General features: G+C 28.4%; 12 protein-coding genes and 1 pseudogene. 11 read left to right on the top strand and 2 right to left on the bottom strand.

The genetic code is table 11. The features are described 5' to 3' along the window. The 4 genes and pseudogenes from SPJ33_RS10635 to SPJ33_RS01780 form a co-directional block, all read left to right on the top strand. Positions 1-174 (top strand): annotated as a pseudogene (locus SPJ33_RS10635) (isopentenyl-diphosphate delta-isomerase); the annotation flags it as partial. Between the two features lie 45 nt (positions 175-219). Beyond that, complete coding sequence (locus SPJ33_RS01790; RefSeq protein WP_321116254.1) at positions 220-1,179, top strand: alpha/beta hydrolase; 960 nt, start codon at positions 220-222, stop codon at positions 1,177-1,179. Between the two features lie 27 nt (positions 1,180-1,206). Next, on the top strand, positions 1,207-3,213 hold the full coding sequence (locus tag SPJ33_RS01785) for a molybdopterin-dependent oxidoreductase (RefSeq protein ID WP_321116253.1): 2,007 nt from the start codon (positions 1,207-1,209) through the stop codon (positions 3,211-3,213). A 64-nt stretch (positions 3,214-3,277) separates the two neighbouring features. Further along, on the top strand, positions 3,278-3,598 hold the full coding sequence (locus SPJ33_RS01780; RefSeq protein ID WP_321116252.1) for a DUF5661 family protein: 321 nt from the start codon (positions 3,278-3,280) through the stop codon (positions 3,596-3,598). A gap of 53 nt (positions 3,599-3,651) precedes the next feature. Here SPJ33_RS01780 and SPJ33_RS01775 read toward each other — a convergent pair whose 3' ends face one another. Next, positions 3,652-5,007: a YjiH family protein gene (locus SPJ33_RS01775; protein WP_321116251.1), complete on the bottom strand. Its 1,356-nt coding sequence runs from the start codon at positions 5,005-5,007 to the stop codon at positions 3,652-3,654. A gap of 220 nt (positions 5,008-5,227) precedes the next feature. Between SPJ33_RS01775 and SPJ33_RS01770 the strand changes: the two genes are divergently transcribed. Continuing rightward, positions 5,228-5,425, top strand: a complete 198-nt coding sequence (locus tag SPJ33_RS01770; protein ID WP_321116250.1) for a hypothetical protein — start codon at positions 5,228-5,230, stop codon at positions 5,423-5,425. A 76-nt stretch (positions 5,426-5,501) separates the two neighbouring features. Here SPJ33_RS01770 and SPJ33_RS01765 read toward each other — a convergent pair whose 3' ends face one another. Then, entirely contained in the window at positions 5,502-6,209 is a 708-nt protein-coding gene (locus SPJ33_RS01765) for an MIP/aquaporin family protein (RefSeq protein ID WP_321116249.1), read from the bottom strand. 381 nt (positions 6,210-6,590) lie between these two features. On the opposite strand from SPJ33_RS01765, the gene proB reads away from it, so the two are divergent. The 6 genes from proB to carB all read left to right on the top strand — a co-directional run bounded on the left by proB (position 6,591) and on the right by carB (position 14,609). Continuing rightward, positions 6,591-7,409 carry a glutamate 5-kinase gene (proB, locus tag SPJ33_RS01760; protein ID WP_321116248.1) on the top strand — a complete coding sequence of 273 codons (819 nt, stop codon included), beginning with the start codon at positions 6,591-6,593 and terminating at the stop codon, positions 7,407-7,409. Position 7,410: 1 nt separating this feature from the next. After that, the gene (locus SPJ33_RS01755) at positions 7,411-8,655 is read left to right on the top strand and encodes a glutamate-5-semialdehyde dehydrogenase (protein WP_321116247.1); all 1,245 of its coding nucleotides are present in this window, start codon (positions 7,411-7,413) and stop codon (positions 8,653-8,655) included. A 67-nt stretch (positions 8,656-8,722) separates the two neighbouring features. Continuing rightward, the gene (locus SPJ33_RS01750; RefSeq protein WP_321116246.1) at positions 8,723-9,172 is read left to right on the top strand and encodes a GNAT family N-acetyltransferase; all 450 of its coding nucleotides are present in this window, start codon (positions 8,723-8,725) and stop codon (positions 9,170-9,172) included. A gap of 31 nt (positions 9,173-9,203) precedes the next feature. Further along, complete coding sequence (locus SPJ33_RS01745; protein WP_321116245.1) at positions 9,204-9,977, top strand: SDR family oxidoreductase; 774 nt, start codon at positions 9,204-9,206, stop codon at positions 9,975-9,977. Positions 9,978-10,320: 343 nt separating this feature from the next. Then, positions 10,321-11,370: a glutamine-hydrolyzing carbamoyl-phosphate synthase small subunit gene (gene carA / locus SPJ33_RS01740; protein WP_321116244.1), complete on the top strand. Its 1,050-nt coding sequence runs from the start codon at positions 10,321-10,323 to the stop codon at positions 11,368-11,370. A 23-nt stretch (positions 11,371-11,393) separates the two neighbouring features. Beyond that, positions 11,394-14,609, top strand: a complete 3,216-nt coding sequence (gene carB / locus SPJ33_RS01735; RefSeq protein WP_321116243.1) for a carbamoyl-phosphate synthase large subunit — start codon at positions 11,394-11,396, stop codon at positions 14,607-14,609. Positions 14,610-14,635: the final 26 nt, after the last annotated feature.

Here is a 14,635-nt window from a genome sequence, read left to right as displayed (position 1 = left end):
GTTAATAATAATCTTACTATGATTGAAATAACAGATAAAATATTAGATGAAATAAAAAATAAAGGATTATTATCAATTAGTGGAACAAAAGGTGGATCTGGAAATTTAGCACTTCCAAGAAGACAAGAAATAATGGCTGCACTTAACAGATATAGAAGATTAAAAATAAAATAAATATTAGAAAAGACTATATAATTAAATGAAAGGAGAGATAAACTTATGAAGAAAGTAGTATTAATAGGCTTAGTAATTTTAGTACTATTATGTGGTATATTAGCTTTTATAGGAAATTATTTTTATAATTTAGCACTTAATCCTCATACTTCAAAAGATGAGGTATTTTCTAATAGTAAAAAGAAAAGTGAAAATAAAGTAGATAAAGATGAAACTAGTGGACAAATTAATAATTACGATATAGATTGGCTTTTAAATAAGTCTAATTATGAAAATGCGTATATACAATCTGATGATGGGCTTAAACTTCATAGTTATGAAATTAAAAATCCAAAGAAAACAAATAATTGGGTTATAGTAGTTCATGGATATACTAGTGAAGGTAAATTCATGGCAAGCTTTGCAAATAAGTTTTATGATATGGGATATAATGTGTTAGTTCCAGATTTAAGAGGTCATGGACAAAGTGAAGGTGACTATATAGGAATGGGATGGCATGATAGATTAGATATTATAAGATGGATAAATAAAATAATAGAAGAAGATAAAGATGCAAATATAATACTTCATGGAGTATCAATGGGAGCGGCAACTGTTATGATGACATCTGGAGAAGAACTTCCAAGCAATGTTAAAGTAATAATAGAAGACTGTGGTTATACATCAGTTAAAGATGAATTTGCATATCAATTAAAAGCATTATTTAAATTACCATCATTCCCAATTATTAATGTTGCAAGTTTAATGTGTAAAATGAAGGCTGGATATTGGTTCGGAGAAGGTTCTGCAGTAAAACAAGTTGCAAAGTCAAAAATACCTACATTATTTATACATGGAGATGCAGATGATTTTGTCCCATATTTTATGTTAGACAAGCTTTATGATGCAGCAAATTGTACTAAAGAAAAATTAGTTATAAAAGGTGCAGCACATGCTAGAGCAGCAGTAGTAGATCCAGAACTTTATTGGAATACTATTAAAAAGTTTATAGATAAAAATTTTTAAAGCACTTTTAAATATAAGGGGGATTTTATGAAAAAGTTAAGTTATGGTTGTACTCTTGATTGTTTTGATTGTTGCAAATTTAATGTTTATGTTGAAGATAACAAGATAGTAAAAATGGAGGGAGATAAAAATCATCCATATACTAAGGGATTTGTATGTAAAAAAGGATTAGCTCATGTAGATAAATTAAATCATAAGGATAGAATATATAGTCCTATGATAAAGAAAAATAATAAATGGGTTGAAATATCCTTTGATGAAGCATTAGATATAATGGCTGAAAAATTAAAATACTACAAAGATAATTTTGGATCAAAATCAATAATGTATTATGAGCAATATGGTAATGGCTCTGTATTAAAAAGTATAGCTAATATGTTTTTAAATATGTATGGAGGAGTAAGTGAAGCAAAAGGTGGACCATGTTGGAGTGCTGGAATGAAGGCACAAAAATATGATTTTGGAAGTGCAAAAAGTCATTCATTAGAGGATATGTTAAATAGTAAAAGTATATTTGTTTGGGGTAAAAATCCTGCATTTACTACTATACACACAACAAAAATGCTTAAAAAAGCTAAGGATAATGGAAGTAAAGTAGTAGTTATAGATCCTATCTATACTGAAAGTGCTAAGATGTCTGATTTATATATAAGAGTAAACCCTGGTGGAGATTTTGCTTTAGCTTTAGCGATGGGGAAAATAATAGTAGAGCAAGACTTATATGATGAAGAATATATAAAATCTTATGTATTAGGATTTACTGAATATAAGGATTATCTTGAAGAATTAAATTTAGATGATCTTTTAAGAAAAGCTGGAGTAAGTAAAGGAGAGGTACAAAAGTTAGTAGATTTATATACAGATAAGTATTCTACTCTTTTATTAGGATATGGAATGCAAAAGTATAAAAATGGTGGAAACACAATTAGAGCTATAGATGCTTTAGGTGCAATAACAGGACAAGTAGGCTTTAGTGGTGGTGGAGTAAACTATGCTAATAAAGTATTTCTTGGAGTATTAGATAAAGATCCATATAATAGTGAAGATTTTGCTGATAATAGATTATTTTACGTTAGTGATATGAGTGATTTTATTGATGAATCACTAAAAGGTGATACATATTATAAAGATAAAATATTTACTAAGAATATAGAAAATAAAGAATGTTTAGAAAAAATAAATGTTCCAGTAAAGATGGCTGTTATAACTAAGAGTAATTTATTAAACCAATTACCTAATATAAATAAGCTTAAAGATTCATTAGAAAAAGTTGAATTTAAGGTTTGTTTTGATATGTTTATGACAGATACTGCAAAAGTATGTGATATGTTTATTCCAACTACAACTACATTAGAAAGTGAAGATATAATCTTTAGTTCAATGATGAATCCATATATTATTTTTAATGAAAAGATTATGGAGCCTAAAGAAAAATTAATGGATGAATATTATTTCTTTAGAGAATTAGCAAAAAGAATGAAGCTTAAAAATTATCCATTAGTTTCAAAGAGAGAATATTTGACTAAAGTTATAGAACCACTTAAGAAATACTATAAAGATATATCATTAGATAAAATAAGAGATGAATATATAACAATACATAAAAGTGTTGCATGGGAAGATAAAAAGTTTTTAACTCCATCTGGTAAAATAGAAATTTCCTTATATAAAGAGGATTTTAAAGATGATAAAAAAGGTAAATTTAGATTATTAACTAATCATGATAGAGATTCTTTATCAAGTTATCATTTTATAGATAAAGAAGGAATTTCAAAAGCTTATATAAATGAAAATATGGCAAAATATAAAGGAATATCTGATGGTGAAATTGTAAAATTAAAATCTGAAAATGGTAGCATAAAAGTGAAAGTTAGTATAGATAATTCTATAGGTGATGATATTGTAATGATGTATGTAGGTTGGTGGAGAAAACACGGAAATCCTAATGAATTAACTGATTCAGGAAAATCGGATATAGGTGGACAAGTAACTTATAATGAAACATTTGTAGAGATAGAAATCAAAGGTAAATAATGTTTCAAATTCTATATATGAATCATATATTAACTTTGAAAAGTAATATTTATGGAATTAGAAAATGAATTACAATGATTGGGTAACAATGATATTTAGAGGAGAACCAATTAAAAAATCTTTTACTCTTGAGGAGGCAGAAAAGATATCTGAAGGATTGAAGATTGATTTTTCAAAGGAAAGATTTGATATAGATCAATTTAGAATGGGGTTAGATGTAGAACTTGAACATGGAAGTAGATCACCAAGAACTGATGTTACACATGATGATCCTATATTAACAGGTAAAATAGCTTTAGCACATTTAATGGAATTTCCAGATTACTATACAAGACTAAAAAAACTTGAAGTTGAAGCTTTAGCTTATTGGAATAAGACAAAATAATAATCTCATAGTTTAAATAAAAAAATCTCATCTATTTAGATGAGATTTTTTATTTAGAAGAATAAATGTGCCATTAAAACAATAACAGGCAATGTTATTATAGTTCTTTCTATGAATAAAATTATTAAATCTTTTAATCTAACTGGAATCTTTGATCCAAGTAAAAGCCCACCAACTTCTGACATATAAATAAGCTGAGTAACTGATACACAAGCAATTATAAATCTTGTCATTTCACTACTTATAGAAGTTGCAAGAACTGAAGGGATAAACATATCAGCAAATCCAACAACTAATGTTTGTGAAGCGGCTATAGCTTCTGGAACGCCAAGTAATTTTAAAAATGGAATAAATGGAGTTCCAAGTATTTGGAATACTGAAGTATAGTGTGCAATTATAAGTGCAATACTACCCATAGACATAACTATTGCAAGAACACCAATCCACATATCTAAAACATTCTTAGCACCTGATATGAAAAACTCTTTTATATCAGTATTTTGGCTGGCTTTTTCTACAGCCTTTTCAAGTCCCCAAGAAAAAGGAGTATAACCTTCTGGTATGATTTCTAAATTCTTAGATTCATTACCACCAATATATTCATCTTCCTTTCTTGAAAGAGGTGGTATTTTAGGGATTATTATTGCTGCAACAATTCCTGCAACTGTAACTGTTAAGTAAAATGGCAAGAACATGTGAGCAAGTCCTACTTGAGATATTACAACTAAACAAAATGTTACTGAAACAGCAGAGAATGTAGTTCCAATTACAGCAGCTTCTCTTTTAGTATAAAAACCTTGTTCATATTGTTTTGAAGTTAAAAGTATACCAACACTTCCATCACCAAGCCATGATGCTATACAGTCAATTGAAGATCTACCTGGTAGATTAAATAATGGTCTCATAAACTTAGTTAATATTGAACCAACAAATTCTAAAAGACCAAAATCTAAAAGTAGTGGAAGTAAGAAGCCTGCAAAAAAGAAAACAGCTATTAATATAGGTAATAAATCATTTAAAACAAGTCCAGCAGTATCATTTGACCAGATAAATTCAGGTCCAATTTTAAAGAATGCACATATAACAAAAATTAAGCCTAAAATTCTAGCTATAAACCATAATGGAGTTACATTAAATAAGTTATTTAAGAAGCTATTTTCAGTCAAAAACTTTGGTTTGAATAATTTTATAACAACACTACCTATAACAGATAGTGATATAAGTACTAATGCTAGTAGTTTTAACGAATCAGAAAAATTATTTTGAATAAAATTAGCCATAAATGCTATTGGTATAGTTATTTGACCTTCTATTTTAAGTGGAACAATAAATAAAGAAATTCCAATTAAAGAGGGTATTATAAATCTTAATAATGATAAATTACAATATTTTTTATTTACCTTTTCCATATTAAATCTCCTTTATAAAAGTGTATAAATTATTTATAAATATGCACTATAGATAATAATAATAACCTAAAACATGAAAAAAATATACCCTTTTTCAAAAAAATATTCGAAAATTATGCATGAAAATATTAGAATTATAACCTTAAACATATAAGTATTAATTATATTAAAATACAGACAATAATATTGTAATCAGAAGAAAAAAGGAGAGTGAGTTCCGATGGCAAAGAACGCTATAGAAAATGTAAAATGTTGTTTAGATGAATTAAATAAAGCTAAAACAAAATTAAATGAAGCAGTTTGTTCAGCAGAAAAACAACAAAATAAAAGTTTAATTAAAAACTCAATAAACTCAATCGACCAATGTATAAATAGTGTACAACACACTATAAATAATTATACAGAAGGTAATAAATAAAGATAAAAAATAAGTAAAAAAGAACTATCAAATCTTTGATAGTTCTTTTGTATTATAAGTATAAGGTTAAAATTGTTTATCTAAATAAATAAACAAATACAAATGCGCCAACTAATCCACCAAGTATAGGTGCAACTACTGGAATCCATGCATATTTCCAATCAGCATCTCTTTTATTTGGTACAGGTAGTATTGCATGGGCTATTCTTGGAGCTAAATCTCTTGCAGGATTAATTGCGTATCCAGTTGTTCCCCCATTACTTAATCCTATTGCCCATATTAATAAGCCTACTGCAAGTGTATTTAATCCATTAGCCATTTGAACTGAGTTTATACCTAAGATTGCAAATACTAAGAAAAATGTTCCTAAGAATTCGCTAATAAAATTAAATTTTACATTTTTTATAGCTGGGCCTGTACAAAATACTCCAAGCTTTGCATCCTTATCTTCAGTTTCTTCAAAATGATTGTAATATTGAAGAAATACTAAGACAGCACCTAAAAATCCACCAATCATTTGAGCAGTTATATACATAGGAACTTGACTCCAAGGAAAATCTCCAATGCAAGCTAATGCTAAAGTAAGTGCTGGATTAAAGTGAGCACCACTTGTAGCTCCAAATATAAATGCAGGGATAGCAACAGCAAAAGCCCATCCGGTAGTTATAACTATCCATCCACCATTGAAGCCTTTTGTTTTTTTCAAAACAACATTAGCTACTACTCCATCACCAAAGTAAATAAGTATCATTGTTCCAATCATTTCAGCTAAAAAGCTAACCATGAGAACACCCCCATAAAAATTAATAGTTATAATATAATAAAAATATTAATATTATCATTAATAAAATTAAAATTTTAAAACAAAGTAAAAGAGTTAAACAAGAAGAAATTCCTGTGTTTAACTCTAAAACCCTATCACATAAATAAATTTTGTTTATGTAGTTGTAGTTGTGTGAAATAGGATGTGTTAATTCTTGAAAATGTTTTTAATTATAGTATAACATTTTTATTTCAAATTTTAAAAAGAATCATAAAAAGTTTAAAATATTTATATATATTTCAAATTTTATATATATTGCAAATTTTATGGAAAATATGATTATAAAAATATATAATTATATCAGTTTAAAAAATAGATTTAAAATACAAGGGGTTGTACAAAATGAATAACAGAATACAAATAAAAGATGCTAATAGAATAGTAATTAAAGTAGGAACGTCAACATTAACATATGAAAATGGGAATATTAATTTAACAAGAATTGAGAGATTAACTAGAATTATTTCAGACTTAATGAATTCTGGTAAAGAAATTGTGCTTGTTACATCAGGAGCAATTGGTGTTGGAAGCAGTAAACTAAAGTTAAAAGTAAAACCCCAAACTATTAGAGAAAAACAAGCAGTTGCATCAATAGGACAATGTGAATTAATGCATATATATAGTAAATTCTTTGGAGAATATAGTCATACAGTAGGTCAAGTATTACTTACTAGAGATGTTATTGAAGATGATCATGTAAGAAATAATGTATGTAATACATTTAATACACTATTAGAAATGGGAGTAGTTCCAATAGTAAATGAAAATGATACAGTTTCAATTGATGAAATAGAAAATATAGTTAGATTTGGAGATAATGATAATTTATCAGCTATAGTTTCTAAGCTTTGTAATGCAGATCTTCTTATAATACTTTCTGATATAGATGGATTCTACGATAAAGATCCAAGAAATAATGAAGATGCCAAACTTTTAAATGAAGTACATGAAATAACAAAAGAATTAGAAAAAGCAGCAGGAGGTGCTGGAACAAACTTTGGTACAGGCGGAATGATTACTAAATTAACAGCTGCAAAAACTGCTACTAATTCTGGAATAGATATGGTTTTAGCAAATGGAGAAGAACCAAAGATAATATTAGATATTTTAAATGGCAAAGAAATAGGGACATTATTTTTAAAAAATAGAAAGGGGAATTAAGATGAGTGAGTTGATAAGAAAGGGAAAGAATGCAAAAGAAGCATCATATATATTAGCTAATCTTACTACTACAGATAAAGATAGAGCATTAGAGAGCATGGCAAAAAATCTTTTAGAAAATGCAGATAATATAATAGAAGAAAATAAAAAAGATTTAAAAAAGGCAGTAGAAAATGGAACAAGCAAAGCTATGCTTGATAGATTATCATTAGATAAAAGCAGAATTGAAGGCATGGCAGATGGGTTAATGCAAATTATAAATCTACAAGATCCAGTTGGAGAAGTTATAGGAATGTGGAATAGACCTAATGGACTCCAGATTGGACAAAAAAGAGTTCCTATTGGTGTAATAGGAATAATATATGAAGCAAGACCAAATGTTACTTGTGATGCAGCTGGACTTTGTTTAAAGTCAGGTAATGCAGTAATATTAAGAGGTGGAAAAGAAGCTATAAATTCAAATATTGCTATAATAAAAGCACTTAGACAAGGACTTAAAGAAGCAAATATTACAGAAGATGCAGTTCAACTTGTTGAAGATACAAGTAGAGAAGTTGCTACAGAAATGATGAAGTTAAATGATTATATAGATGTTTTAATTCCAAGAGGTGGAGCTGGACTTATAAAAGCTGTTGTAAATAATGCAACAGTTCCAGTAATTGAAACAGGAACAGGAAACTGCCATATCTATATAGATTCAGAATGTGATTTTGAAATGGCAAAAAATATTGTAGTTAATGCAAAGACTTCAAGACCAGCAGTATGTAATGCCGCTGAAAGTTTAGTTATACATGAAGGCGTTGCAGAAGAGTTACTTCCAATACTTGCACAAGCTTTAAGAGATAAAGATGTAGTTTTAAGAGGCGATAAAAAAGCAAGAGAAATAGTAAAAGATATGGAAGAGGCTACAGGAGAAGATTTCTATAAAGAATATTTAGATTATATAATGAGTGTTAAAGTAGTAAAAGATATAGATGAGGCTATAGCTCATATAAATAAATATAATACAGGTCATTCAGAAGCTATAGTAACTAAAAACTATGAAAACTCTCAAAAGTTTTTACAAAGAGTCGATGCAGCAGCAGTTTATGTGAATGCATCAACAAGATTTACAGATGGAGCTGAATTTGGACTTGGAGCTGAAATTGGAATAAGTACTCAAAAGCTTCATGCAAGAGGACCTATGGGACTTAAAGAACTTACTACAATTAAATATATTATATTTGGAAATGGACAAATAAGATAAATAGATTATAAATAATAAAGCTTGCCCTAAAAGTTTAGGGTGAGCTTTAAAAAAAGGAGAAATTTTAATGAAACTTTATGTTCAAAAATTTGATGAACTTACAAGGGATGATTTATATAGAATTTTACAAGAAAGATTTGAAGTTTTTGCATGTGAGCAAAAGATAACATGTGAAAATGAATTTGATGGAAAAGATAAAGATTGTATACATATATATGCTAAAGATGGAGATAAAATAGCTGCGTATCTTAGAGTATTACCAAAGGGTTTAGCATATGAAGATGCTCCTAGTATTGGAAGAGTATTAGTAAAAAAAGAGTATAGAGGATATGGGCTTGCAAAGGTTGTGGTAAAAGAAGCAATAAAATACATAAAAGAAAACTTTAATGATAAAAAAATAAAAATATCATCACAATTATATGTAAAAGATTTATATGAATCACTTGGATTTCATGTGGTATCTGATGTTTATGATGAAGCTGAAATCCCTCATATTAAGATGATTTATGATATATAATAAATAGGAGATAATATTTAGAGATTTTAAAATGGATAGAAAATATACATTAATAACTGGTGGAACAAAAGGCATAGGGCTTGAACTTGCAAAGTTATTTGCCAAGGATAAAAATAATCTAGTCATAGTTTCAAGAATTTTAAATGAACTTGAAGCTACAAAAAAAGCTTTAGAAAAAGAATTTAAAGTATCAGTTGAAATACTAAAATTAGATTTAAGTATAGATAATTCATGTGAAAAACTTATAGAATTTGTTGAAGAGAAAAATTTAGTTATAGAAAATTTAGTTAATAATGCGGGTATTGGAAGCTTTGGATATTTTGATGAAGTAGATACTAATAAAGATATAAAACTTATAGATATAAATATTGTTGCATTAACAAGACTTATAAAATATTTTTTGCCATTAATGAAGGAGAGAGAATCAGGAGGAATACTTAATATGGCATCAACAGCGGCATTTGTTGGTGGGCCTAAGATGAGTACTTATTATTCTTCAAAAGCATATGTTCTTACATTATCAGAAGCACTTTATGAAGAATCAAAAGAATTTAATGTTAATGTATCTTGCGTTTGTCCTGGTCCTGTAAAAACATCGTTTCAAAAAAATGCTGGGATTAAAAAATCTGAAAAGGCAAAAAAATATTTAATGGATGCAGAAGATGTTGCAAGGGAAGCATATAATGGCTTTAAGAATAAGAAAGCCATTATAGTACCTGGATTTAATAATAAACTAATGGTTATAGCAACAAAATTTTTACCTAGAAGTATAATTAGAAAAATAATATTTAGCACAAATAAGTAATTATATTATAAGATAAATGATCTATATTTAAAAAATAATTGTAATAAGTTCCTTGACATGGAAATATCCATAAATTAAAATAAGAAAAAAGAATAAATTTAAGTTAAAGTACACTTTAAATTGGTCCTGTGAGGCCAAAAAGGAGTATGTAACTATGTTATTAAGAATATTGATATCATAGCTTTGTTTTTGAAGGTAGATTTTTATAACTATAAACATACGAGGATAATAGGAAGAGCAATTTAAATGTTGTAGTCTTTTTATTATCCTTTTTTATTTAATAAATTTTATCTTTATGAAGTGTATTTTTAGCGATTAACTAATATATAGAGGAGGGCTAAGCATGAAAGCAAAGCTTATATTAGAAAATGGCATGATTTTTGAAGGAAATGCATTTGGTTATTTAAAAGAAAGTGTTGGCGAGGTAGTTTTTACTACAGGTATGACAGGATATCAAGAAGTATTAACTGATCCATCATATTATGGACAGATAGTTACTATGACATATCCTTTGATAGGAAATTATGGAGTTAATTTAGAAGATATTGAATCAGATAAACCTCAAGTTAGAGGATTTATAGTTAGAGAAAAATGTGAAACTCCAAATAATTTTAGATGCGAATTAACTTTAGATGATTACTTAAAACAAAACAAAATAATAGGGCTTGAAGGAATAGACACAAGAGCATTAACTAAAGTATTAAGAAATAATGGAACAATGAAGGGAATCATTGTATTAGATAATTCAAATTTAGAAGATGTTAAGGATAAAATTTATGGCTTTTCAAACAAAGAAGCAGTACATATAGTGAGTGCTAAAGAAAAGTATGAAATTGAAGGTTTTGGGAAACATGTAGCTGTAATTGATTATGGTATAAAAACAAATATTTTAAGATGTTTTAAAAAGAGAGATTGCAAGATAACTGTATTTCCATCAAGTTCATCAGCAGAAGAAATTTTAAGTGTAAACCCAGATCTTGTATTCTTATCAAATGGACCTGGAGATCCAGAAGATTTAAGCGAAGAAATACAAACTATTAAAAATATTATAGGGAAAAAACCAGTAGTAGGTATATGCCTTGGGCATCAATTATTAGCATTAAGCTTAGGTGGAAAGACAGCAAAATTAAAATTTGGACATAGAGGTGGAAACCATCCAGTAAAAGATTTAGAAACAGGAAAAGTACACATAACATCACAAAACCATGGATATTATGTAAAAGATATTCCACAAGATGTAGAAGTAACTCACATAAATATAAATGATGAAACAATAGAAGGAATGAAACACAAAACTATGCCAATCTATTCAGTTCAATTCCATCCTGAGGCATCAGCTGGTCCTAAGGATTCAGAATATATATTTGATAGATTTTTAGATTATGCACTATAAGATAGCTTAGGAGGATTGAAATTATGCCATTAAATAAAGATATTAAAAAAGTTTTAGTTATAGGATCAGGACCAATTGTTATAGGACAAGCAGCAGAATTTGATTATTCAGGAACTCAAGCTTGCCAAGCGTTAAAAGAAGAAGGAATAGAAGTTGTTTTAATAAATTCAAATCCAGCAACGATAATGACAGATAGAGAAGTTGCAGATAAAGTTTATTTAGAACCTCTTACATTAGAGTTTGTTGAAAAAGTAATAGAAAAAGAAAAACCAGACAGTTTACTTGCAGGAATGGGCGGACAAACAGGATTAAATCTTGCAGTAGACCTTTATGATGCTGGAATTTTAGATAAATATAATGTAAAAGTAATAGGTACATCTATCGAGTCTATAAAAGAAGGCGAAGATAGAGAACTATTTAGAGATATGATGAACAGAATAAATGAACCAGTTATACAAAGTGAAATAATAACTGATTTAGAATCTGGAATTTCATTTGCAAATAAAATAGGATATCCAGTTATAGTAAGACCTGCATATACTCTTGGAGGAACTGGTGGCGGAATTGCAGATAATGAAGCAGAACTTAAAGAAATATTAGAGTCAGGATTACAATTAAGTACTATAGGACAAGTTCTTTTAGAAAAATCAGTTAAGGGATGGAAAGAAGTCGAATATGAAGTAATGAGAGATTCATATGGAAACTGTATAACTGTATGCAATATGGAAAATATAGATCCAGTTGGAATACACACAGGAGATAGTATAGTTGTTGCACCATCTCAAACTTTATCAGATAAAGAGTATCAAATGCTTAGAACAGCATCAATAAATATTATAAATGCTGTAGGTATTGAAGGTGGTTGTAATGTACAATTTGCACTTAATCCAGAAAGCTTTGAATATGCTGTAATAGAAATAAATCCAAGAGTTTCAAGATCATCAGCATTAGCATCAAAGGCAACAGGATATCCAATAGCAAAGCTAGCTACGAAGATAGCTCTTGGTTATGGATTAGATGAAATCAAAAATTCAGTTACACAAAAAACATATGCATGTTTTGAACCAACACTTGATTATGTTGTATGTAAAATACCAAAGTGGCCTTTTGATAAATTCTTTGGGGCAGATAGAGCACTTGGAACAAAGATGATGGCAACAGGAGAAATAATGGCAATAGGTGCTAATTTTGAGCAAGCATTCTTAAAGGGAATAAGAAGTTTAGAAATAGGAAGATATTCATTAGACTTTAAGAAATTTAAAGATTTAAGCATTAAAGAATTAAAAGAAAAAGTAGTAACTCCAGATGATGAAAGAATATTTGCACTTGCAGAAATTTTAAGAAGAGATTATAGAGCTGAAAAGGTATCTGAGATAACAGGAATAGATAGATTCTTCATAGATAAAATTAAGTGGATAGTAGATGAAGAGCAAAGACTAAAGCTAAGTAAGTTTGAAGATTTAGATAAAGAATGGTTATTAAAATTAAAGAAAAAAGGTTTTGCAGATAAAGCTATTGCAGACTTTTTAGATGTAAGTCCAGAAGATATCTATAAATTAAGAAGTATATGGAATATAAAACCTTCATATAAAATGGTTGATACTTGTGCTGGAGAGTTTGAAGCTTTATCACCATATTATTATTCAACATATGAGCAATATGACGAAGTTGTTGTAAATAATGATAGAAAGAAAGTAATAGTTATAGGCTCAGGCCCAATAAGAATAGGACAAGGTGTTGAGTTTGATTATGCATCTGTACATTGTGTAAAATCACTTAAAAATATGGATATTGAAACTATTATAATTAATAACAATCCAGAAACAGTAAGTACAGATTTTGATATATCAGATAAGCTATATTTTGAACCACTAACAGAAGAAGATGTACTTAATATAGTAGAAAAAGAAAATCCAGATGGAGTAATACTTCAATTTGGAGGTCAAACTGCTATAAAGCTTGCTAATTTCTTAAAAGAAAAAAATATACCTACACTTGGAACAACAGCAGATCAAATAGATTTAGCTGAAGATAGAGAAAAGTTTGATGAATTATTAGAAGAGCTTGGAATACTAAGACCTAAGGGTAGAGGAATATGGACTGTAGAAGAAGGATTAGAAGAGGCTAAAAAGTTAGGATTCCCAGTACTTGTTAGACCATCATATGTACTTGGTGGACAAGGTATGGAAATAACTTATGATGAAAATGAATTAATATATTATCTTGAAAATGCATTTAAAAAGGATTCTAAAAATCCTATATTAATAGATAAATATTTAGTTGGAAAAGAAATAGAAGTAGATGCGATATCAGATGGGGAAGATATTTTAATACCAGGAATAATGGAACATTTAGAAAGAGCTGGGGTACACTCTGGGGATAGTGTTACTATGTATCCAAGCCAAAATATAAGTGATGAAATTAAGGGCAAGGTATTAGAATATACTAAGAAACTCGCTCTAGCAATAGGAATAAAAGGAATGATAAATGTACAATTTATCGAATTTGAGGGGCAATTATATGTAATAGAAGTAAATCCAAGAGCATCAAGAACAGTACCATATATAAGTAAGGTATCTAAAGTTCCAATAGTAGACCTTGCAACAAAGGTTATGCTTGGATATAAGATTAAAGATTTAGGTTATGGAGTAGATGTTTATAAAGAGCCAGAATTAGTATCAGTTAAGGTTCCTGTATTCTCAACTCAAAAGCTTCCTAATGTTGAAGTATCATTAGGTCCAGAAATGAAATCTACAGGAGAAGTATTAGGAATAGGCAAAAATATAGAGGAGGCTTTATATAAAGGATTTGTTGGGGCAAATATGTTCCCAGGAATGAAAAAGGGAAAAATTCTTGCAACAATTAATAATCATGATAAAGATGAGTTCTTAAATATGGCAGTAGAGCTTTCAAAACTTGGATATAAATTTGTAGCAACAGAAGGAACATGTAATCTATTAAGAGAACATGATGTTGATGCAGAAGAAGTAAGAAAGATAAATGAAGAAACACCAAATATATTAGATATTGTTAAGAATAAAGAAGTAGATTTAGTAATAAATACACCAACTAAGGGTAATGACTCAAAAAGAGATGGATTCTTAATAAGAAGAGCTGCTGTAGAAAGAAATATAGGGGTTATAACAGCTCTTGATACACTAAAGGCCATCATAGATGTTAAGAAGAAACACTTTGAAAATGAGAACAATTTAGAAGTATTTAATATAGCTGAATTTTAAAACAGAATTATAAATAATATTTAATA

This window comes from Clostridium sp. (assembly GCF_034179595.1).
Lineage (GTDB): Bacteria > Bacillota > Clostridia > Clostridiales > Clostridiaceae > Clostridium.
This window is presented reverse-complemented; position numbering and strand designations above follow the sequence as displayed.

Bases quoted from the DNA above. Each gene is read 5' to 3' on its own strand.
- SPJ33_RS01790 (WP_321116254.1), top strand. From the start codon at position 220: ATGAAGAAAGTAGTATTAATAGGCTTAGTAATTTTAGTACTATTATGT.
- SPJ33_RS01785 (WP_321116253.1), top strand. From the start codon at position 1,207: ATGAAAAAGTTAAGTTATGGTTGTACTCTTGATTGTTTTGATTGTTGC.
- SPJ33_RS01780 (WP_321116252.1), top strand. From the start codon at position 3,278: ATGAATTACAATGATTGGGTAACAATGATATTTAGAGGAGAACCAATT.
- SPJ33_RS01775 (WP_321116251.1), bottom strand. From the start codon at position 5,007: ATGGAAAAGGTAAATAAAAAATATTGTAATTTATCATTATTAAGATTT.
- SPJ33_RS01770 (WP_321116250.1), top strand. From the start codon at position 5,228: ATGGCAAAGAACGCTATAGAAAATGTAAAATGTTGTTTAGATGAATTA.
- SPJ33_RS01765 (WP_321116249.1), bottom strand. From the start codon at position 6,209: ATGGTTAGCTTTTTAGCTGAAATGATTGGAACAATGATACTTATTTAC.
- proB (WP_321116248.1), top strand. From the start codon at position 6,591: ATGAATAACAGAATACAAATAAAAGATGCTAATAGAATAGTAATTAAA.
- SPJ33_RS01755 (WP_321116247.1), top strand. From the start codon at position 7,411: ATGAGTGAGTTGATAAGAAAGGGAAAGAATGCAAAAGAAGCATCATAT.
- SPJ33_RS01750 (WP_321116246.1), top strand. From the start codon at position 8,723: ATGAAACTTTATGTTCAAAAATTTGATGAACTTACAAGGGATGATTTA.
- SPJ33_RS01745 (WP_321116245.1), top strand. From the start codon at position 9,204: ATGGATAGAAAATATACATTAATAACTGGTGGAACAAAAGGCATAGGG.
- carA (WP_321116244.1), top strand. From the start codon at position 10,321: ATGAAAGCAAAGCTTATATTAGAAAATGGCATGATTTTTGAAGGAAAT.
- carB (WP_321116243.1), top strand. From the start codon at position 11,394: ATGCCATTAAATAAAGATATTAAAAAAGTTTTAGTTATAGGATCAGGA.